The sequence below is a fragment of the Halovenus carboxidivorans genome (assembly GCF_009831575.1).
Classification (GTDB): Archaea; Halobacteriota; Halobacteria; order Halobacteriales; family Haloarculaceae; genus Halovenus; species Halovenus carboxidivorans.
The window spans coordinates 168,473-187,373 of record NZ_WUUT01000001.1 but is presented as its reverse complement, the minus strand read 5'-3'; the positions used below and the strand labels follow the sequence as shown (position 1 = coordinate 187,373).

Genomic DNA, 18,901 nt, shown 5'->3' with positions numbered 1-18,901 from the left:
TCAACTGTAACGGAGCCTCGGTTATCAATGTATTCGGTGCTCACCGGAACCGAACCCGCGGCGAGAGCGGACCCGGTCGAACTCGGCGACGGCGGCGTAGACGAGGCCGGCCGAGAGGGCGAGGACAAGCGCGCTGACAGGGGGGTCGATCCACCACACTGTCGCCGCGATAGCGAGACCCAGCGGGAGGCCGACACCGCCGGGACGTGCGGTTCGGACGCGCCGAAGCACCGCCCATCCACCGACGCCGGCGACACCGAGCGCGCCGAGCGCGGCAGAGAGCAGTGGTTGTTCGAGGACGAATCCGCCGAACACCGCGAGGAGGAGGCCGACCGCGAACCCGAGTGCCGTCCGTTCGAGGGCCGCGGTGAGCCGACGGTCGGGAACGGTGTACTCGGTGGAGGCGGAATCGGCCACCCGCTCCTGCGAGACGCGCTGTCCGGCCGTAATCGCCGTCGTCCCGCCGTCGGATACCGCCGTCGAGTCCGCCCTTCGGGTCGACGGTGTCGCGGTCTCCTCGCGCCACGGTGATGTCGTCGTCGCTCCCGTGAACTCGACGGGGAGGCCGGCGGCCATCTCGAAGACCGGGCTGTCCTGGAGTTGGAAGTGCAGGTGCGGTTCCGAGGAGTTGCCAGTGTGACCACAGCGGCCGATCACCTCGCCGCGTTCGACCGTCGTCCCGGGTTCGACGGTGAGACTACCGGGCCGGAGATGCGCGAGGCAGGAGAACTCCCCCGGGGCGTGCTGGATCGTGACGTAATTGCCCCGGATATCCCGTTTCAGCGGGTGGGAGAATCCGCCCCCGCGGCCCGGTTCGAGATCCGTCTCGAAAACGTCGACGACGACGCCGTCGGCCGGCGCGAGGACGGGTTCGTCGTGGCAGTAGTAGTTCTCGACGGCCGCCGCGGTTCCCTCCGGACGGGTCCGGCCGTCCTCGTCGGTGATGACGAAATCGTAGGCGTACCGCTGCGTGGCCGGGAACCAGGAGTGAGAGAACTCCCGGTCGAGACTGCCGTTGACGACGGTCCACTCGCCGTCGACCGGGAGGCGGTACTCGACCGCGCGGTCGTCGCCGCGAGCGGGCAACGAGCCGCGGTGACGGACGGCGGCGACGGCCGAGCCGAGGAACTGAAACGCGTCCTGCACCAGCAGAATCGGGTTCACGAACGTCAGCGGGAGCGTGGCGTAGCTGACCACCCACTCCCGCCAGTCGCCCGTGCCGATCCAGTCGGTCGGTTCCGTCTGCTCCGCTGCGCCGCGTGCCAGCACCGCGTCGACGACCGGTTCGAGAAAGATCCAGAGAAACGCCAGGAAGAAGACGTTGAAGATCCGGAGAAACGCCAGGGACTCGACGACGTAGCTGGGCAGTGCAACCAGCCCGAGCAGCCAGAGCCGCGTCGGATCGGCCCTGCGGAGCAGCCGCCGCAGCCGCGTCGGAAGGTCGGTCGACGCTCGTTGTTCGGACATCGACTGATTGGACGGGCTGTTGGTAATTAGTCATTTTGCGAACTCGATTTCACACAGGGTGTGAACACCTGTCACGGGGAGCGGAACGATCTTTGTCCCGGTCGAATAACAGGACGTATGGATCGGGGAGAGGATCACCCGCCGGACGCCAACAGCGGCTCGACTGTCGACGCGCGGGACGCGTTCGCCCTGCTCGGACACGAGATCCGACTGGATATTCTCTTCGCGCTGCTCGAGGACTGGATGGCGGTCTACACCGAGCCGAAGTCCTACGCGGAGTTGATGGCGGCCGTCGGACTGGAAGACAGTGGCAAGTTCAACTACCACCTGAGCAAACTCCAGGGCGTCTACGTCGAGAAAGTCGACGACGGGTACGTGCCGACGGCGAGCGCGACGGCGCTGTATCGGACCGTACTCGCGACCCGTCCGACCGAGACCGTCGAGTTCGAGCAGCCGGTGACCGAGGCCGCCTGTCCGGACTGTGGCGGACAGCCGGTACTGGAGTACGAGCGGGGGTTCGTGGCCGTCGCTTGCCAGGCGTGTGACTCCTGGGACGGGTTCACGTACCCGTTTCCACAGAACGGGTTCGAGCAGCACGAGGAGAGCCTGCTCGAAGCGGTACAGGACCGCGTCCGACACGAGATCGGTCTCGCCCGGACGGGGCAGTGTCCGGCCTGTGCCGGACAGATCGCGGTCGATCCCAGGATCGAGTCAGTCGACGGGGACGACCACTGGATCGAACTCGGCTGTGAGAGCTGTACGTTCGTCGTCGGGGTCGAGCCGCTATCGACGCTGTTGACCGACGACCGCGTCGGGTCGGCGCTGCGAGAGATCGGTATCGACCCGACCGGCCACGGCTGGGAGCGGCCGGACGAAGAGGTGTCGGTCAGCCGCGATCCGGTACGGCTGGAAATCGCCGTCGCGACCGAGCAGGGAACGGTTACGATCACCGCGACAGAGCGTCTGGCGGTCGAGCGGGTAGCGGTCGGCTAATTCGGGGTACGTCGGGAGTACCATTATATGGGAGGCGGTCGTCTGTTAGTCGTATGACAGAGGAGACAGTCCACGAGACCGAGGAGAAGCGAAGCCGACGCGGCATCTCGTCGTTCCTGCGGCGGATCTCGAACCGACTCCGGCGAGGCGAGCCAGTTCCCGTCGACGAGGAACAGACCGTCACCGTCGAGCCGGCGGAGGAGGCCGAACTGGAAGTCGAAGTCGAGCGCGAAGGCGGCGACGTAAGCCTCGAAATCGAGGTCGAGTGGCCCGAGGAGGAGGGCGGAGAGATCGAAACGGAGACGCAGGCGAGCAAGGCGACGTTCGTGCTGTACGAGGACGACGGCGGCGAGCACCGCTGGCGGCTCCGCCACGACAACGGCAACATCATCGCCGACGGCTCGGAGGGGTATTCCTCGAAGCAGAAAGCCGAACAGGGACTGGAGAGCGTCAAGAAAAACGTCGCCGGCGCCCCCATCGACGACCTCTCGAAGGACGAGCAGGAGGAGCCACAGGAGGGGACCAGCAAGGCGACCTTCGAACTCTACGAGGACAAACAGGAGAAGTGGCGCTGGCGACTCGTCCACGACAACGGCAACATCATCGCGGACTGCGGTCGCGGCTACTCCTCGAAACAGAAGTGCAAACAGGGGCTGAACTCGGTCAGGTCGAACGCCCCCGGTGCGCCCGTCGAGACCGAAGCCTGATCGCGGGGGCACCGAGTCGACGGCCCGAACTACTGGGCCGAGTCGACAGTTCTATATTAGGGTTCGTCTTAGATCCGATAGAGAGAATGTTCGACAAACTCGATCCGAAGGTCAGCGCGGCACTGTCGTTCCCGGCACTGGTGATCGTCTCGCTGCCGTTCGCGTACATCACCGGAGCCTTCGCGATCATCCTGTCCGATCAGATCTTCGCACCGGGCGGGTTCCCGACGACGGGAATCGGCTACGGAGTCGGGATCACGATCGGTCTGTTGTTCGCGTTCTGGGGTAGCTACGGGATGTTCAAGCTCGCCAGCGAGGTCCAGAACGAGCCCGGAGCGGACTCTGTGAGCGCGTAGAAAACCGACCGCAGGGCGTCGGCCGTCGGAGGGCCGATGTCAGAGGACGGGGAACCGACTTCCCCCGGCCTTCCTTTCGCGAGCGCATGAATAAGTAGCTCCGCCTGTTTCTGACTCAGAAACGCAGTGATTCGGCTCAGCGGTAGGCCAGAACGCCATCAGCGAAGGCCGTCAGCCCCGCCTCGGGTTCTCGGCCGCTGATACCGACGATCACGTGATCGACGCCCGCGGCCTCCAGTCGGCCGAAATACTCGCGGAACCACTCGATCCCGGCGCGGTAGCCCTGGTGGATCGGTTCCGGGTCCGCGGTCGGATCCGCCGCGAGTTCGGCCTGCAGTGCCATGAGATACGGCTTGTCGCCGCCGACATCGCGCCAGTCGGAGAGAAACGAGTCCAGCGTCTCCTCCGGGAGGTGATAGAACAGCCAGCCGTCGCCGTGTGCGCCGATCCACGACAGCTCCTGTCTGGCGTGGCCGGTCGGAAACAGCGGAATCTCTCCGGCCGGTTTCGGGCGGAGATCCAAGCGCCCGTCGAGACGGCCCCAGGGGCCGTCCAGTTCGGGAAACGGCTCCGACCACAGGGTTCGGAGCCACCGGACGCTCTCGCGGAACAGTTCGCCACGGCTCTCGGGATCGACATCGAAGGCGTCGTACTCCGGGTCGCGGTCCCCGGTCGCGACCCCCAACACGAGTCTGCCGTCGGAGAGTCGGTCGACGGTCGCGGCGCTCTTTGCGACGTGAATGGGGTGTCGGATCGGGAGGACGACACTCGCCGTCCCGAGAGCGATCTCGTCGGTCCGGGCGGCGACGGTCGCGAGCCAGGGCCAGGTGTCGAAGGTCTGGCCCGCGTCGCCGAACTTCGGCCAGTACAGCGGCACGTCCCGCGCCCACAGCGCGTCGAAACCGACCTCCTCGGCGTGTTCCGCGAGCGCGAGTTCCCGGGAGATCGAGGGTCGGGAGTCGTTCACTCCGGTTAGCGGAAAGCCGACGCCGACCGAGAGCCCGTCTGACCGGAACGAGGGGCGGGTAGCAGGCGCGTCGTGGTCCCGAGTCACGTCAGTCGATGGGGCCGCGAGGCTGAAATGAGCACCGTTGTCCGGAGCCGCCGGACCCGTTACCGATCACCGGGATGGGTACGTTTATCCCGGTCTCGGTGCGACATGCATGCATGGACCGACGGACGTTCGTCTCGGGGCTGTGCTGTGCGTTCGCGGGAGGCGTCGCGGGCTGTCTCGGATCCGACGACGAGGAGACTCCCGACGACGGACCGTCCGCCAGCGGCGATCACCGGGAGGTGCGGATACGGGCGGACAACCTCACGCGGCAGGCGGACAACCGTATCGTCGAAAACGGACAGGTCTCAATCATCCTCAGACTCAAAAACATCGGGACGGAGCCGGAGTACGCCGACATCTCGCTACAGATGCGCGACCGGGAGGGAAACGACCTGGGGTCGGAGTACACCAGACAGCACGGTCCGATCGCGCCCGACGAGATCGCGGAGATCCGGTTCAACGTCGACGAGGCCGAGAGCGAAATCGGCGGCTACGAACTCGTCGTGCGGGAAGGCGAGCCGCCCGACTCGGACGAGGGGACCGGCAACGAGACGGCGGGATGAGCGCCCGCGGGACCGAAACCGGTAACTTGGAGCAGGTCGCCTGAGCGGATATGCGAGTAGTCGTGAACGCGGCGACCAGCGTGGACGGGAAGCTCTCCTCGCGCGAGCGCGAGCAGGTCGACATCAGCAATCGGGCGGACTTCGAGCGGGTCGACCGACTGCGGGCCGACAGCGATGCGGTGATGGTCGGCGTCGGCACGGTGCTGGCCGACGACCCCTCGCTCACGCTCGACGACGAGGATCTGATCGACGAGCGGACCGAGCGAGGCGAACCCGGCCACCCCGCCCGGGTCGTCGCGGACTCCCGGATCCGAACCCCGCCGGACGCGGCGGTGCTCGACGACCGCGCCGAGAGCTATCTGCTGGTCAGCGAGGCCGCGCCGACGGATTTCGTCGCGCAGATGGAGGAGTCGGGCGCGACCGTCATCCGGGCCGGCGAGTCCCGCGTCGACCTGGCCGCGGCCTTCGAGGAGTTGGCCGACCACGGGGTCGATCAGCTCATGGTCGAGGGCGGCGGCGAGATCATCTACTCGCTGTTCGAGGCCGACCTCGTGGACCGACTCTCGGTGTTCGTCGGCCCGATGGTCATCGGCGGGAGAGAGGCCCCGACGCTGGCCGACGGCGACGGGTTCACCGACGAGTTCCCGGCGCTGACGCTGGAGAACGTCGAACGGATCGGGGAGGGCGTAGTGCTCACCTACACGACGGAGTAATCGGGCTGTCGGCCGCTCAGTGGTCGTGGCCGACCATGTCGGCGAAGGACTGGCCGAACCGCTCCTCGAACAGTTCCATCGTCTTCTCCTCGGCGGCTTCGACGTCCTCGCCGACCTCCTCCTGGGTGTGGTGGATGATGCCGTGGACCTGTTGTGCGACGCCCAGAAGCGCCAGGTCACCGAGCACCGTCGGAACGCCCTCGTCGCTCTCGTTGAGGAGATCGATCGCGTCGACCGGTACTTCGAGTTCGTCCTGTGCGTCTTCCGTTTCGATAGTGACCGTAACTGTTTCAGTTGCCATATCTCGGATAGGGGGTGGCGGACATAAACATCTCCGGGTCGATTCCCGGATTCCGGGTCCGTCGGGCGGCGACGATCGACAGCCAGCCCCGCGATGCGGAGCTGGAGTATCGGTCGATCTGTTAGTCAGGGGAGAACAGTTCGACAGTGAGTCGGGAATTTTCTGTGGGTTCGTTCGATCCGGGGTCGTAACATTGAACAGCGGCACAGACGACCACCCGGTATGGCACGCCAGTACGATATGGACAGACGAGCATACCTCACGACGATTGGGGCAGCAGGGGCGACCGCGCTGCTCGCCGGCTGTACGCAGGAGGGCAGCAGCGGGTCGGATGCAGAGACGCTGGTTCCCGGCACCGCACCCGGGTTCGCGCCGTTCGAGTTCAAGGAAGGCGGCGAACTGACCGGCTTCGATATCGATCTACTCGCGGCGGTCGCGGAGGAGGCCGGCTACGAACTCGCCGAGTGGAGTGAACTCGACTTCGAGACGCTCATTCCGTCGCTGACGGAGGGCGATATCGATATCATCGCGGCGGGGATGACGATCACCGACGAGCGATCCCAGCAGATTGCCTTCTCGGACCCCTACTTCGAATCCAACCAGTCGGTGCTCGTCCGCGAGGGCGGCAGTTTCCAGCCCGAGTCGGAGGACGACCTCTCGGGCAACCGCGTCGGCGCGCAGTCCGGGACGACCGGGGAAGGAGAGGTCGAACGGATGATCGAAGAGGGGACGCTCAGCGGGGAGAATTTCCGGCAGTTCGAGAACTACCCGCTCGCGGTCGACGCGCTGGAAAGCGGCGACGTCGACGCGGTTGTGGCGGATGTCCCCGTCGCGGAGAACTTCGCGGCGTCCCGGGACGTCGAGATCGCCTTCACCATCCAGACCAACGAGAACTTCGGCTTCGGGATGCGCCAGGACGACGACCGGATCGAAGACATCAACGAGGGGCTGAGTGCGGTCCAAGAGAGCGGCACCTACGACGAACTCGTCAGCGAGTACTTCGGCTAAGCAGCGATGGAAGCGATCGTCTTGCAGAGCAACGACTGGGCGTTCATCCTCGCGAACTGGGAACAGTTCGCCCTCGGTACCGCCGTGACGATCCTGTTGACGATCACCAGTCTCGTCGTCGGGTTCGTGGCCGGCTTCCCGGCCGGAGCGATCGAGGTGTACGCCCCCGGGTGGCTCCGCAAGCCCGTCAGCGCTGCAGGCGTGATCCTCCGCGGGACGCCGATCGTCGTGTTGATCGTCCTGTTCTTTTTCGCGTTGCCGATCCCGCAACTCGGGACGTTCATCATCATCGACGCGAAGGTCGACGCCTTCATCGTCGCGACGATTGCCCTCGGCCTGCGGTCGGCGGCCTACCAGGCACAGGTGTTCCGCGGGGCCATCCAGTCAATCGACGAGGGGCAGATGGAGGCCGCGCGGTCGGTCGGGCTCTCGAAGTTCCAGGCGATCCGACACGTGATCTTCCCGCAGGCGATCCGCCGCTCGGTGCCCGGCTTTCAAAACGAGTTCACCATCGTGCTGAAGGACACGAGCATCGCTTTCGCCATCGGGCTGGCGGAGTTGCTCACCCGGGCGGAACAGCTCTATCTCCAGCCCGGACACGACACGGCGGTCGTCGAGGTGATCGTGACGATTTCGGTGATCTACTTCGTGCTCACGTTCGCGACGAACCGCGCGCTCGACCGTCTCGAACAGCGATACGCCGTTCCGGAGGGATCAGGATGACACTGTTAGATGTCGATTCGATATACAAGTCCTACGACGAGGAAGAGGTACTCGAAGACGTGAGTTTCGGGCTCGACCAGCAGGACGTCGAGGTGATCGTCGGCCCGAGTGGCTCCGGTAAGTCGACGCTGTTGCGGTGTATGAACCGGCTCACCGAGATCGATAGCGGCGAGATCTACCTCAACGACGACGAGATCCACGACCTCGACGAGAACGAACTCCGCCGGCGCGTCGGGATGGTCTTCCAGGGCTCGAACCTCTTCGCGCATCTGACCGCCCAGAAGAACATCACACTGGGCCTGCGCGAGGTGCTCGGTATGCCCGCAGCGGAGGCACAGGCGAAGGCGATGGAGTATCTCAGACAGGTCGGCCTCGAGGATCAGGCGGAGTCGTATCCCGCAGAGCTCTCCGGCGGTCAGAAACAGCGGGTCGGGATCGCTCGCGCGCTGGCGATGGAGCCCGAACTCATCCTCTTCGACGAGCCGACCTCGGCGCTCGATCCCGAGCTGATCGGGGAGGTACTGACGGTGATGCGCGACCTCGCCGAGGAGGGGATGACGATGCTCGTCGTGACCCACGAGATGGATTTCGCCCGGTCGGTCGCGACCCGGCTCATGTTCCTAGACGACGGTCGAATCGTCGAGCGCGGCCCTCCCGAACAGCTCTTCGAGGACCCGCGCGAGGACCGAACAGAACAGTTCCTCGGCGAACTCGCGGATATCTACTGATGGCGGACACTGTCGAGACACGCGGGACGGCGGTCGGTCGCGTCTCCGGCAGCGGACGGCTCGTCGTCGCGCTGGTCGGCGGGCTGTTCTGGCTGTGGCTGTTGGCCCGGTGGGCGTATCACAACACGCTGCTCGACCGGATCTGTACCGCGCTCGGCCTCCCGGATCTGATCCGCTCGGAGTACGGCGTCCGCCGACGTGAGCCGTGGCTCCCCGCCGAGCCGTTCCAGTCGGCGGCCGACAGTATCGGGAGCGTACCGCCGGGATTCGTCTTCGACCGGATCGCCGGCGTCTTCGAACTCGCGGCCTTCGCGACGACCGCCGGCCCGGAACTCGCCGCCGGTGCGTTCATTACGGTCTACATGACGGTGCTCGGGATGCTGTTCGGCCTCGTCATCGCCGTCCCGCTGTCGGTCGCGCGGGTCTACGGAGGGCGAATCGCCAGCACGGCCGCGCTGGTCTACACGGAGCTAATCCGGGGGACGCCGCTGCTCGCACAGCTGTTTTTCTGGTACTTCGCGCTGCCGCTGGCGGGCTATTTCGACGCCGCCGGGTTCGTCGGCCGAAACGGGATCCCTCGGGCGGCCGTGATGGTCGCCGTCGTCGCCTTCACGATCAACTCCTCGGCCTACCAGTCGGAGTACATCAGGACGGCACTGGAATCTGTCGACGAGGGGCAACTCGCGGCCGCACGGGCAGTCGGACTGAGCAAGGGCCAGGCGATCCGACACGTCATCCTCCCGCAGGGGCTCCGGTACGCGATTCCCGGTTGGACCAACGAGTTCATCTACCTGGTCAAATACTCCTCGCTGGCCGCGTTCATCACCGTGCCGGAGCTGTTCCGTCAGGCCCGGAACATCGCCTCCGATACCTTCCGGTATCAGGAGATCTACATCATCGTCGGCGTGTTCTATCTGCTGCTCGTGTTGACGATTGCGCTGGCGATGGGGCTGCTCGAACGGACGGTTGCGCTGCCTGGCGTCGGACAGCCAGCGGATCAGAACTGAGCCGTCAGTCGTCGCCTTCGGCCGCCTGCGTGCCCGCCGTCGCCGTCTCTGCCTCGGGGAGATCTTCGAGATAGTCGTCGATGTCCAGCGCGGCTTTGGTCCCCATCCCGCCGGCGGTGATCGCCTGCTGGTAGTGGTGATCGACCACGTCGCCGGCGGCGAAGATGCCCTCGACATCGGTCTTGGTCTGGCCGCCGCCGTCGCCGCCTTGGGTCTCGACGTAGCCCGTCTCGTCGAGTTCGACGCCGGTGTCTTCGAGATACTCGGTGTTCGGCGTGTGGCCGATGGCGATGAACACCGCGCCCACGTCGAGGTCGAACTGCTCGGTGTCCTCGTCGTCGAGGTTGTCCTTCGGATAGCCGTCCTCGTTACGGGCGAGAGTGACGTGGTCGACGCCGTCCTCCTGGGAGCCGTGGACCTCCAGCAGTTCGGTGTTGCGCATGATCTCGATCTCGCCGTCGTCGGCGTGTTCCTGGACGCGGTCGACCCAGTACTGCTCCGCTCGGAAGTTCTCCCGGCGGTGGGCGAGATAGACGGTGTCGGCGAACTTCGTCAGAAAGCTGGCCTCCTCCATCGCGGCGTCGCCGCCGCCGACGACGAGCATATCCTCGCCGCGGAAGAAGGCGCCGTCACAGGTGGCACACGTCGAGATGCCGTAGCCCATGAGTTCGTCCTCGCCGGGGACGCCGAGCGTCCGGGCGCTGGCACCGGAGGCGGCGAGGAAGGCGTCGGCGGTGTAGACGTCACCGTTCGACAGCTCGACGCGAATCGTGCCGTCCTCGCGTTTCTGGGCGTCTTCGACGACGCCGTGGGTGATATCGGCCCCGAACTGCGTGGCCTGCTCTTTCATCTGCTGGACGAGTTCGGTGCCGCCGATCCCCTCGGGAAAGCCCGGATAGTTGGCGACGTCGGTCGTCAGCGTCAGCTGTCCGCCGGGTTCGTCGCCCTCGAAGACGAGGGGGTCGTTGTTGGCCCGCCCGGCGTAGATTGCGGCCGACAGCCCTGCGATTCCCGTCCCGGCGATGATCAGTCGCCGGTGCTCGACTGGCTCTGTTGTCATATCAAGAGTTACGGTAACCGGCCGTTTGTACGTTGCGCTGTCGTGATCCCGCCTCGCCAGACCGTATGCCGAAGGCTCTACACCGCTGGGACCGAACGACCACCATGACCCATCTCGACGACAAGACCGACAAGTACGAGCAGTTGCTCGCGGAGGCCGTCGACGCCGCCGAGATCGCCGCGCCGGCGGAGACGCCGCTCGCCGAGGCGGCCGCCGACTGCGAGGAGATGGCCCGCTCCTATCTCGAAGACGGCCGGCACTTCCGGGAGCACGACGACGCGGTCAACGCGCTGGCGGCCTTTTCCTACGGCCACGCCTGGCTTGACTGCGGCGCTCGGATCGGCCTGCTGGACGTGCCGACGGAAGGCCATCTGTTCACGGTGTAGTCTCACATCTGAGGACGCACGGGCCACCACGCGGCGGAACGCTGTCGCTACCGACCGGTCCACCTGAGCAGAAGCAGCGTCGACTCGAAGAGGCCGATCATCGTCACCGCGACCAACACGGGTGCCATCCCGGTTGGGTCGGGGCTGAAGAGGAAGGCAACGCCGCCGAAAGAGGCCCAGAACAGCAGACGGCGCTGTTCGAGCCAGCGGCGAGTCACCAGCCCCATCATGATCGCCAGCATGATGAAAAGCGGAATCTGGAAGACCGCGGCGAACAGCCCCATCATCAGCAGGATCATGTCGAAGGTCTCCTGCAGGCCGAAGGCAATCGTCGCCACGTCCTGGGAGTAATAGAGGAAATACGAGAAGATGATCGGGAGGACCAGGAAGTACGCGAAGGCGACGCCGACCAGCGCGAGCACCAGACTCGTCGGCACCGAGGCGAGGTAGTACCGCCGCTCTTTCGGGTACAGTCCCGGCCGCATGAACAGGTAGGTCTCGTAGACGAACACCGGCAGTGCGACGATGAATCCGGCGAGAGAGGCCACCTTCAGTCGGGTGAGAATCAGCCCGAGCGGGTGGTAAACGCGCGGACAGGCGACCGCCTCCTGCGGGGAGTTCACACACGCGGAGGGATCGTTGCCCCCGACGTCGAGAAAGGAGTACCAGAGGAACTCGACGGCCTGGTCGGCGAACGGACGGGAGGGGTTCGGGATGATGAACATGACCGCGCTGACAGCCCCCATCACGAACAGGACGACCAGCAGGCGCTGGATCATCTCTCTGATGTGTTCGGTCAGGGGCATCTCCTCGTCGTCGGGCGCGCCGCTGAAGGTATCGGATTCCGGGGAGACGCCGCCGTCGCTGACCGGGCGGCTGTCGCGCTCGGAGTTGCCCTCCGCCATTGCTCGCTGGTTGTGTTGCTGTTCTTGTAAGCCTTCTTCTCGAACGGGACGCGGGCGAGAGGAATAGATTGATAACGACAAGTCAGTAAGTGGCGAACAGATGTCTGGCGCGCTTGATGAAGATACTGCCAAGACGCTCGCGAGCGGCCGCCAGACTATCGGTGCGATGCTGTCGGCCGCACAGCAGAACCTCAAGCGCGCGTTCGTCGTGTTTCTGATCTTCTGGCTCGGTTCGTTCTACGCGCTGCGGCTGTTCATCTGGGATCGGCTCCGCCGCGATCTCGTCTACAACCGGATGACCCCGGAGGTCCGAGAGGCGACGGAGATCGTCACCACCAACCCCTTCGAGGTGATCCTCCTACAGGTCAAAATCGGGGTCGCGGTCGGTATCGTCGGCACGGTTCCCGTCTTGCTCTACTACAGTCGTGACTCGCTCAAACGCCGGGGTTACTGGCCGGACTCGTACATCCCCCGCTGGAAGATCTGGGGATTCATCGTGGCCGTCATCCTGCTGTTTCTCGGCGGTGTCGCCTACGCGTATCTCCTGTTTTTCCCGATCATGTTCAACTTTCTCGCGGCCAACGCCGTCCAGTCGGGATTTACCCCGACGTGGTCGATCGCGAAGTGGACGGAGTTCATCTTCTTCCTCGCGCTGTCGTTCGGGATCGCCGCTCAGCTACCGCTTCTGATGAGTTCGCTGGCCCGGCTGAACATCGTCGGCTACGAGACCTTCCGCGATAAGTGGCGCTACGCCGTCGTCGCCATCTTCGTCTTCGGTGCCGTGTTCTCCCCGCCGGATCCGTTCACACAGATCATGTGGGGCGTGCCGCTGGTCTCGCTGTATTTCATCAGCCTCGGAATCACCAAGGTCGCCGTCCTCTCGAAACAGGCCGGCGAGCAGGTCTCGACGACGGCAATCGCCCGCAAGCGAGTCAACGTCCTCGCCGGGGTCTTCCTGGTCGCGTTCGCGGCGATGTACGCCTATCTCCTCGAGGGGGGGCTGTCGGCGACCAACAGCCTGCTCGAAACGGTCGGGTCCGCCTACCGGTTCCCGACTGCCGGTGATCTCGGCGTCCTCGGCGGGCCGCCGGTCGCGACCGCGGTGGGAGTCGGCGTGTTCGTCGGTCTGATCGCCGTCGGGATCGCGCTGTTTTATTACCGGATCGTCGAACTCGAACGGCTCACCACCGAGGAGGAGCGCCAGGCGGCGCTCGCGGGCGAGCTAGGCGAAGCGGACGAGGAGGAAGAAGAGTCCACGCCCGACCCCGGCGATCCCGCGACGGTCAACATCGGCGCTGCGAGCGCCGGTGCGCTCCGGCAGATTCCCCTCGAGGAGTTCGCGCGGCTGGATCAGGAGCAGGTACTCGAGTACGCACAGGCGGCCGCCGACGACGACGACGCCGAGAAGGCTCGGGTCATCATGGATCGGTTCGAGGCCGCGCAGGAACTCGACTTGGACGACGAACCCGACGACGTCGTCACCTCGACGACGACCGGGATGCTCGACGCGTTCACCGGCGAGGACACCGACGAGGACGACATCGGCGGGTACTACTACGACCTCGCGTTCATCCTCGACTCGCTGACCTCGAAGGCGATCTGGATCGTCGCGGTCTTCATGACCGTCCTCGCGGGGACGTTCATGTTCCTGTTTTACGGGGGCATCGAACGGGTGCAGGGAGTGTTCTTCCGGAACATCCCGGACGAACTCTTCCAGGAGGTCGAAATCGTCGTGCTCCACCCCGTCGAGGCGCTGATCTTCATGATCAAGTTCTCGACGCTGCTGGCCGCCGTCTCGATCCTCCCGGTCGTGCTGTACTTCGCGTGGCCGGCCATCGAAGACCGGTTCGGGACCGAGGGCGACCGGAACATCCTCCTGGTCTGGGGCGGAACGCTGTTCGCCGCGCTGATCGGGGGGAGCGCACTCGGGTTCGTCTACATCGCCCCGACGGTCATCTCGATCCTCGCGTTGGACGTGATCTCCTCGAACATGATCATCGCCTACCGGATCAACAGTTTCGGCTGGCTGGTCATCTATCTCACCGTCGGGATCGGCTTCCTGACGATGATCCCGGTGACGATGATCCTGTTCCACCACGGGAACATCGTCCCCTACCGGCGGATGCGCGAGAGCTGGCGCGGGGTCGTGCTGGCCTTCTTCGCCGCCGCCGGCTTCCTCTCGCCGTCGGGTATCTTCACGATGTTCATCGTCGCGATCCCGGCGAGTCTGGCGTACGGCTTCGGCCTCGGCCTGCTGTGGATCTACGACGGCGTCGACCGGCGGATCTCTGCGACCCGCCGCGGCGAGAGCGAAGCCGCGGACTGAGCTACTCGCCGCGGTCGGCCCAGAAGGCGTCGATCTTTTGACCCAGAAACTCCGGGGTGAGCCGGACGAACTCCGACTGCTCGCCGGGTGAGAGATACGGGAACACGGAGTGGCGGGCATCCGGAACGTACCGCCGACCGACCAGCGCCCGCACGCCCACCTCGTCGACGCCGCGGATCACCCGGCCCAGGGTCTGGCGCGCCCGACGCACCGCGGGCACAGTCAGCGCGTACTCGAAGGCGTTGTCCTCGCCGAAGGCGTCGCCGTAGGCTCGCTGGATCGCACGCACCCGCGGCGAGCCGATGTTGACCAGCGGCACGCCGACGACAGCGCACGTACTCAGCTTCTCGCCGTCGTAATCGACGCCTTCGGTAAGCGTCCCGCGCGTGCTCGTGACGAGCACCTTCCCGCCGCCGGCGAAAAACGCCTGTTTCAGCGCTTCGGTGTCCTCGTTCGAGGAGCTCTCGTCGACGAGAACCGGCTTGTCGACGACGCGATCCAGATACGAACCCGCCCACGCCGCCTCGCGGTAGTTCGGCATCGCGATCAGGACGTTGCCCGGAGAGCGCGCGAGCGTCCGCAAGACGTGGGCGTACTCGTCGCGGGTTCGGTTCCACGTCTCCGGATCGCTGTTCTCGTCGGGGTCACCGCGGTTGTGTGCCGTGAACGGTGTGGTATCCACCAGGAAGCTCGCGCGGTTGCGCTCGGGAAAGGGGAGATCGTAGGTCCGTTCGACGACCGGTCGGTTCGACTCCCGCAGCGCCTCCAGCCCCGAGACCTCCGTGAACACGTCGAGCGGTTCGAGCGTCGCGCTCATGAGCATCCCGCCGCCGAGGCCGTCGAAGATCTCCTGCAGGGTCTCGCCGGGCATGCACTCGAAGAGGACGAGTCCGGCGGTGTAGGCGGCTTGCCAGGGCTCACCGACGGAGCGGGGGTCTTTCGGGGCGTGTTCGAGTTCGATCTCGCGGAGGTAGCTGGCGTGGTCGGTCTCCCACCACCGGGCGAACACCGCGCCCACGGCCGTACAGACCGGGGTCCGGGTCAGCCCCGCCGCGTCGATTGCCTCCTCGACGGCCAGCCCGATCGTCGGCAACGCACGCCAGAGATCGCCTGTGTAGCCCTGCTGCTCGGCCCACGCCGTCAGGTCGTCCTGCTCGACGGTCTCGGGATCACGCAACGGTATCTCCATCGACCGCTCCGGGAGGTTGTCGGGGGCGCCGGCCCGCCACCCCGTTCCGACCTCCTCGTCGAGATGCGACGCGATGCGGTCGTCCAGCCACGCCAGCAGATCGTCGTAGAAGTCGTGGGCGCGCTGGACCGCTTCGAGCGGCACGTCGTGGCTCGACAGTTCGTCTCGGAGTTGAGACTCGTTGCTGTCGCTCTCGCGGGCCTGCGTGAGCAGCGTGTTGAGGTCGTTGCGAGCGCGGGTCAGCGTCGAGCGACCGACGCGATCCGAGAGCAGATCCCGGACCCGCTCCTCCAATCGGTGCGCCTCGTCGACGATCAGGAACGTGTCTTCGTCGAGGATCGCCTCGACCAGCGGCCGAGAGTTCGGGTCGAAGAGGTGGTTGTAGTTGCCGACGACGATATCCGCCGACTCCAGGAGGACGCCCATCGCGCGGTGGGGACAGATCCCGCGTTCGGTCGCCTGCGGCAGGTACTCCTCCGCGGTCAGGACGTGGTTCTCGCCGGCGGAGAAGTCGAACGGCGAGCCCTTGTTTCGGGCGTACCAGTCGGCCTCGAACGGGCAGTACAGCGGTTCGTCGTCGCCGTCGGTGGTCGAGTCCGGCGCGCTCGGCTGGCTCCGGACGTACGGGCTCGTCGCGCCGGCCGTCTGGAGGGTGTCCTGGCCGATCCGTTGCTGGCCGGCACCGCCCGGTCTGGCGGCTTTCACCAGATCGCTCGCCCGCTGTGGGTCCCACCAGATATCCTCCGTCTGGACGCCAACGGCGGCATCGGCCGCCGGGAGGTCGTCGGCGTCGCCGTCGCTTTCGACGAGACGGGCGGTGTTCTCTCGAAGGTCCTCACAGCGCTCGTGGACGCCGACATCCTCCGGAAAGACCCCCTCTCGGCCGTACGGACAGAGATCTTGCTTGCCAACGAGAGCAATCGAATCCATCGGCTCGTCGAGGCCGTCGTTGAGCGCCCGGAGATCCTCGATGAACTGGAGCCGTTGCTGTTTGACCGGCGTGACGACGAGCGCCCGCTCGAAGGTGCCGTCCTCGATGAGCGTCGTCGCCGCGGTCAGCGAGGCCATCGTCTTGCCGGTCCCGCAGGGCCCCTCCATGGCGAGATAGCCGCGGGACTCACCGACCTCGATCGCGGTCTCGATAGCGTCGGCCTGGTTGTCGTAGGGGCGGTCGAAGGCGAAATACTCCCCCCACGCGGCGTCAGTCATTCGGGCGTGACTGGGGCGTCCTCGGGTTTGAACCTACGGATCCCGACTCACTGCCGGCAGCCACAGTCGTCGCCCTGCGTTGTCAGTTCGTAGTGGTCGCCGTCGTATCGGAAGCGGCCGAGGCCGTCCCTCAGGGGGGCGGGCGTGTCGTAGCCGTCGAGTCGAACGCGGTCGGCGTCGTGCCGGCGTGCGAGCGCGACGGCGTCCCGGTGTGGCGGACTGCGCAGAAGTTGCTCGGTGATACGTCGTTCGCCGCCGGACGGGGCGGATTCGAGGAGGTACGTCCGGTTCGCGTCACCGGCCTCGGCGACGAGAGTGTCGCCGTCGAACTCGGTGCGGTCGATCCGCGGGGTCGTGGTGAGTTCGACCGGGTCGGCTTCGTACGCGAAGGTCGCGGCGAAGGCGATGTCGGTCTCGTGGTCGTCTCCGAACCAGCCGCGAGCGCGAAATGCGTACCGCCCGCCGCCGATCCCCGCGAGCGTCAGATCGTCCGTTCCGGATGCGCGAGGAAGCGTCTCCCCGCCTTCGACCGCGCTGTTGTCGATTGTCACGGACCACGTGTGGCGCTCACCCGGCGGGATCGACATCAACGGCTGGTTGACCGCAAGAGGCGCGACGTGGTACCACTCGCCGTCGACTCGCTTGTCCAGCCGCCAGTTGTAGAAGTTCGTCGACAACGGCACGTCACTCTGGTTCGACAGCACGAACTCGATAGACTCGCCTCCGGAGAGCGACCGCGTCGAGGGTTCGAGCACTGCGGGAACGTTCTCGACGGCGGGCGTATCGTCGCTGCCGGCGACGGGATCGTAACAGATCACGCGGGCCGTCTCGTACGCCGGACAGTCCCCGGGATAGCTATCTTCGGGGAGGGAGGCCGGCGCACCGGCAGCGGAGTCAGGACTGGTCGTATCGGTCTCGTCTCCGGAGTCGGTGCTAGATCCATCGCCGACACAGCCTGCGAGGACGACCCCACCTCCCGCGAGGGCCGCGAGCAGGTCTCGACGGGTTCGGGCCATATGAACCGGTCCGTCGAAGACGGATAAACGGCTTCTGTCGGCTCAAACAGCGATTTATCGAGCGTCGAAAAACGCCGCCAGCCGATCCGCCGCTTCCCCGACCCGCGGCGTGACGAGGGCGAATCGCATCCACTCCCGTCGCGTGTCACTGAACGCCTCACCGGGCATACCGGCGATGCCGGCCTCGTCGATCAGGCGCTCGACGTTGTCCATCGTCCCCTCGAACCCGGGGAACCGGGCCATCACGTAGAAGGCCCCCTCGGGTTCGGTGTACTCGGCGCCGGCGGCGTCGAGCGCATCGGTGAAGGCGTCGATGCGCTCGCGGAGCAGGTCGCGGTTCGCCTCGTAGTAACTCGGGTCGGTGTTGCGCAGGGCGTGGAGGACCGCGGCCTGTGCGGGCCGGGAACTCGTCACGTTCGTCAGCATGTGCCGCGAGCGTGCTCCGTCCATCAGGCCGCCGTTCGGACCGTCGGGGTGGGGAAAGATGGCATAGCCGACGCGAAAGCCGGTAATCGCCATCGATTTCGAGAAGGAGTTGGTGACGATCCGGTTGGGGGAGTCGACCGAAAGCGCGGACTCGAACCGCCCCGAGTAGTCGAAGTGGTCGTAGACTTCGTCGCTCACCAGCATCGCGTCGTGCTCCTCGGCGGCAGCGACGAGTTCGTGAACCGTCTCGGCGTCGTAGGTCACGCCCAGCGGATTGTTCGGGGAGTTGATCACGACGGCGGCGGTGTCCTCGCTGATCTGTTCGTACACGTCCGCCGGGTCGAGACCGCCGCGGTCGGTGGCGGGGACGAACCGGATGTCGGCGTGGAGCATCTCCGCGCGGCCGGCGTAGTACGGATACACCGGATCGACGAGCAGCACTTCGTCGCCGGACATCTGTTCGAGACTCTCGGCCATCGCGAGGTGGTTCGCCTCGCCCGCACCGTTGGTCACGATCACCTGTTCGATGTCGACGCCGCGGCGGGTAGCAATCTCTTCACGGAGTTCCCGGAGGCCGACGCTGTCGGGGTACTGAAACTCCGCTGGCTCGCCGTCGGCGTAGGTCCGCAGGCCCTCGCGGAGCGCCTGGGGCGGTTCCCAGTCGGGGTTGCCGCTGACCATGTCGACGACGTCGCGGTCGGCCCGCTGGGCGTACTGCATCACGCGGAAGAACTGCGGCGTCTCGTAATCCATACCGACGGGTC

General features: G+C 65.9%; 19 protein-coding genes. 11 read left to right on the top strand and 8 right to left on the bottom strand.

The window, feature by feature from the left end; all coding sequences use genetic code 11:
- Positions 1 to 24 precede the first annotated feature (24 nt).
- Entirely contained in the window at positions 25 to 1,467 is a 1,443-nt protein-coding gene (locus GRX03_RS00925; RefSeq protein WP_159762329.1) for a M23 family metallopeptidase, read from the bottom strand.
- Between the two features lie 117 nt (positions 1,468 to 1,584).
- Between GRX03_RS00925 and GRX03_RS00920 the strand changes: the two genes are divergently transcribed.
- The 3 genes from GRX03_RS00920 (at position 1,585) to GRX03_RS00910 (ending at position 3,523) form a co-directional block, all read left to right on the top strand.
- Positions 1,585 to 2,460: a winged helix-turn-helix domain-containing protein gene (locus tag GRX03_RS00920; RefSeq protein ID WP_159762328.1), complete on the top strand. Its 876-nt coding sequence runs from the start codon at positions 1,585 to 1,587 to the stop codon at positions 2,458 to 2,460.
- A gap of 53 nt (positions 2,461 to 2,513) precedes the next feature.
- Entirely contained in the window at positions 2,514 to 3,167 is a 654-nt protein-coding gene (locus tag GRX03_RS00915; RefSeq protein ID WP_159762327.1) for an HVO_2922 family protein, read from the top strand.
- Positions 3,168 to 3,253: 86 nt separating this feature from the next.
- Positions 3,254 to 3,523 carry a hypothetical protein gene (locus tag GRX03_RS00910; RefSeq protein ID WP_159762326.1) on the top strand — a complete coding sequence of 90 codons (270 nt, stop codon included), beginning with the start codon at positions 3,254 to 3,256 and terminating at the stop codon, positions 3,521 to 3,523.
- A 136-nt stretch (positions 3,524 to 3,659) separates the two neighbouring features.
- Here the strand turns inward: GRX03_RS00910 and GRX03_RS00905 are convergent, their stop codons facing one another.
- Entirely contained in the window at positions 3,660 to 4,577 is a 918-nt protein-coding gene (locus GRX03_RS00905) for a TIGR03571 family LLM class oxidoreductase (RefSeq protein WP_368277888.1), read from the bottom strand.
- Positions 4,578 to 4,690: 113 nt separating this feature from the next.
- Here GRX03_RS00905 and GRX03_RS00900 point away from each other — a divergent pair, with 113 nt between their 5' ends.
- Together GRX03_RS00900 and GRX03_RS00895 are read left to right on the top strand one after the other, a co-directional pair.
- Positions 4,691 to 5,140: a hypothetical protein gene (locus GRX03_RS00900; RefSeq protein ID WP_159762325.1), complete on the top strand. Its 450-nt coding sequence runs from the start codon at positions 4,691 to 4,693 to the stop codon at positions 5,138 to 5,140.
- A 50-nt stretch (positions 5,141 to 5,190) separates the two neighbouring features.
- Entirely contained in the window at positions 5,191 to 5,853 is a 663-nt protein-coding gene (locus GRX03_RS00895) for a 2,5-diamino-6-(ribosylamino)-4(3H)-pyrimidinone 5'-phosphate reductase (RefSeq protein ID WP_159762324.1), read from the top strand.
- 16 nt (positions 5,854 to 5,869) lie between these two features.
- On the opposite strand, the gene GRX03_RS00890 is transcribed toward GRX03_RS00895, so the two are convergent.
- Positions 5,870 to 6,154, bottom strand: coding sequence for a DUF7545 family protein (locus GRX03_RS00890; RefSeq protein WP_159762323.1), 285 nt, complete (start codon positions 6,152 to 6,154; stop codon positions 5,870 to 5,872).
- A gap of 222 nt (positions 6,155 to 6,376) precedes the next feature.
- On the opposite strand from GRX03_RS00890, the gene GRX03_RS00885 reads away from it, so the two are divergent.
- Genes GRX03_RS00885 through GRX03_RS00870 form a run of 4 tightly spaced genes read left to right on the top strand, consistent with a single transcriptional unit; the run spans position 6,377 to position 9,620 of the window.
- Positions 6,377 to 7,162, top strand: a complete 786-nt coding sequence (locus GRX03_RS00885; RefSeq protein ID WP_159762322.1) for a transporter substrate-binding domain-containing protein — start codon at positions 6,377 to 6,379, stop codon at positions 7,160 to 7,162.
- A gap of 6 nt (positions 7,163 to 7,168) precedes the next feature.
- The gene (locus tag GRX03_RS00880) at positions 7,169 to 7,885 is read left to right on the top strand and encodes an amino acid ABC transporter permease (protein WP_159762321.1); all 717 of its coding nucleotides are present in this window, start codon (positions 7,169 to 7,171) and stop codon (positions 7,883 to 7,885) included.
- Positions 7,882 to 8,613: an amino acid ABC transporter ATP-binding protein gene (locus tag GRX03_RS00875; protein WP_159762320.1), complete on the top strand. Its 732-nt coding sequence runs from the start codon at positions 7,882 to 7,884 to the stop codon at positions 8,611 to 8,613. Before GRX03_RS00880 ends, GRX03_RS00875 begins: the two co-directional genes overlap by 4 nt.
- Positions 8,613 to 9,620 (top strand): amino acid ABC transporter permease, encoded by a 1,008-nt coding sequence (locus GRX03_RS00870; RefSeq protein WP_159762319.1) that lies wholly within the window; start codon positions 8,613 to 8,615, stop codon positions 9,618 to 9,620. Before GRX03_RS00875 ends, GRX03_RS00870 begins: the two co-directional genes overlap by 1 nt.
- Positions 9,621 to 9,624: 4 nt before the next feature.
- On the opposite strand, the gene GRX03_RS00865 is transcribed toward GRX03_RS00870, so the two are convergent.
- Complete coding sequence (locus tag GRX03_RS00865; protein WP_394351726.1) at positions 9,625 to 10,740, bottom strand: NAD(P)/FAD-dependent oxidoreductase; 1,116 nt, start codon at positions 10,738 to 10,740, stop codon at positions 9,625 to 9,627.
- A gap of 44 nt (positions 10,741 to 10,784) precedes the next feature.
- Between GRX03_RS00865 and GRX03_RS00860 the strand changes: the two genes are divergently transcribed.
- Positions 10,785 to 11,066, top strand: a complete 282-nt coding sequence (locus tag GRX03_RS00860) for a DUF357 domain-containing protein (RefSeq protein WP_159762317.1) — start codon at positions 10,785 to 10,787, stop codon at positions 11,064 to 11,066.
- 47 nt (positions 11,067 to 11,113) lie between these two features.
- Here GRX03_RS00860 and tatC read toward each other — a convergent pair whose 3' ends face one another.
- Positions 11,114 to 11,971 carry a twin-arginine translocase subunit TatC gene (gene tatC / locus GRX03_RS00855; protein WP_159762316.1) on the bottom strand — a complete coding sequence of 286 codons (858 nt, stop codon included), beginning with the start codon at positions 11,969 to 11,971 and terminating at the stop codon, positions 11,114 to 11,116.
- A 100-nt stretch (positions 11,972 to 12,071) separates the two neighbouring features.
- Between tatC and GRX03_RS00850 the strand changes: the two genes are divergently transcribed.
- Positions 12,072 to 14,297 carry a twin-arginine translocase subunit TatC gene (locus GRX03_RS00850; protein ID WP_159762315.1) on the top strand — a complete coding sequence of 742 codons (2,226 nt, stop codon included), beginning with the start codon at positions 12,072 to 12,074 and terminating at the stop codon, positions 14,295 to 14,297.
- Between the two features lies 1 nt (position 14,298).
- On the opposite strand, the gene GRX03_RS00845 is transcribed toward GRX03_RS00850, so the two are convergent.
- Genes GRX03_RS00845 through GRX03_RS00835 form a run of 3 tightly spaced genes read right to left on the bottom strand, consistent with a single transcriptional unit; the run spans position 14,299 to position 18,890 of the window.
- Positions 14,299 to 16,695, bottom strand: a complete 2,397-nt coding sequence (locus tag GRX03_RS00845) for an ATP-dependent DNA helicase (RefSeq protein WP_159762314.1) — start codon at positions 16,693 to 16,695, stop codon at positions 14,299 to 14,301.
- 47 nt (positions 16,696 to 16,742) lie between these two features.
- Positions 16,743 to 17,711, bottom strand: coding sequence for an immunoglobulin-like domain-containing protein (locus GRX03_RS00840; RefSeq protein WP_159762313.1), 969 nt, complete (start codon positions 17,709 to 17,711; stop codon positions 16,743 to 16,745).
- Between the two features lie 54 nt (positions 17,712 to 17,765).
- Complete coding sequence (locus GRX03_RS00835; RefSeq protein ID WP_159762312.1) at positions 17,766 to 18,890, bottom strand: pyridoxal phosphate-dependent aminotransferase; 1,125 nt, start codon at positions 18,888 to 18,890, stop codon at positions 17,766 to 17,768.
- Positions 18,891 to 18,901: the final 11 nt, after the last annotated feature.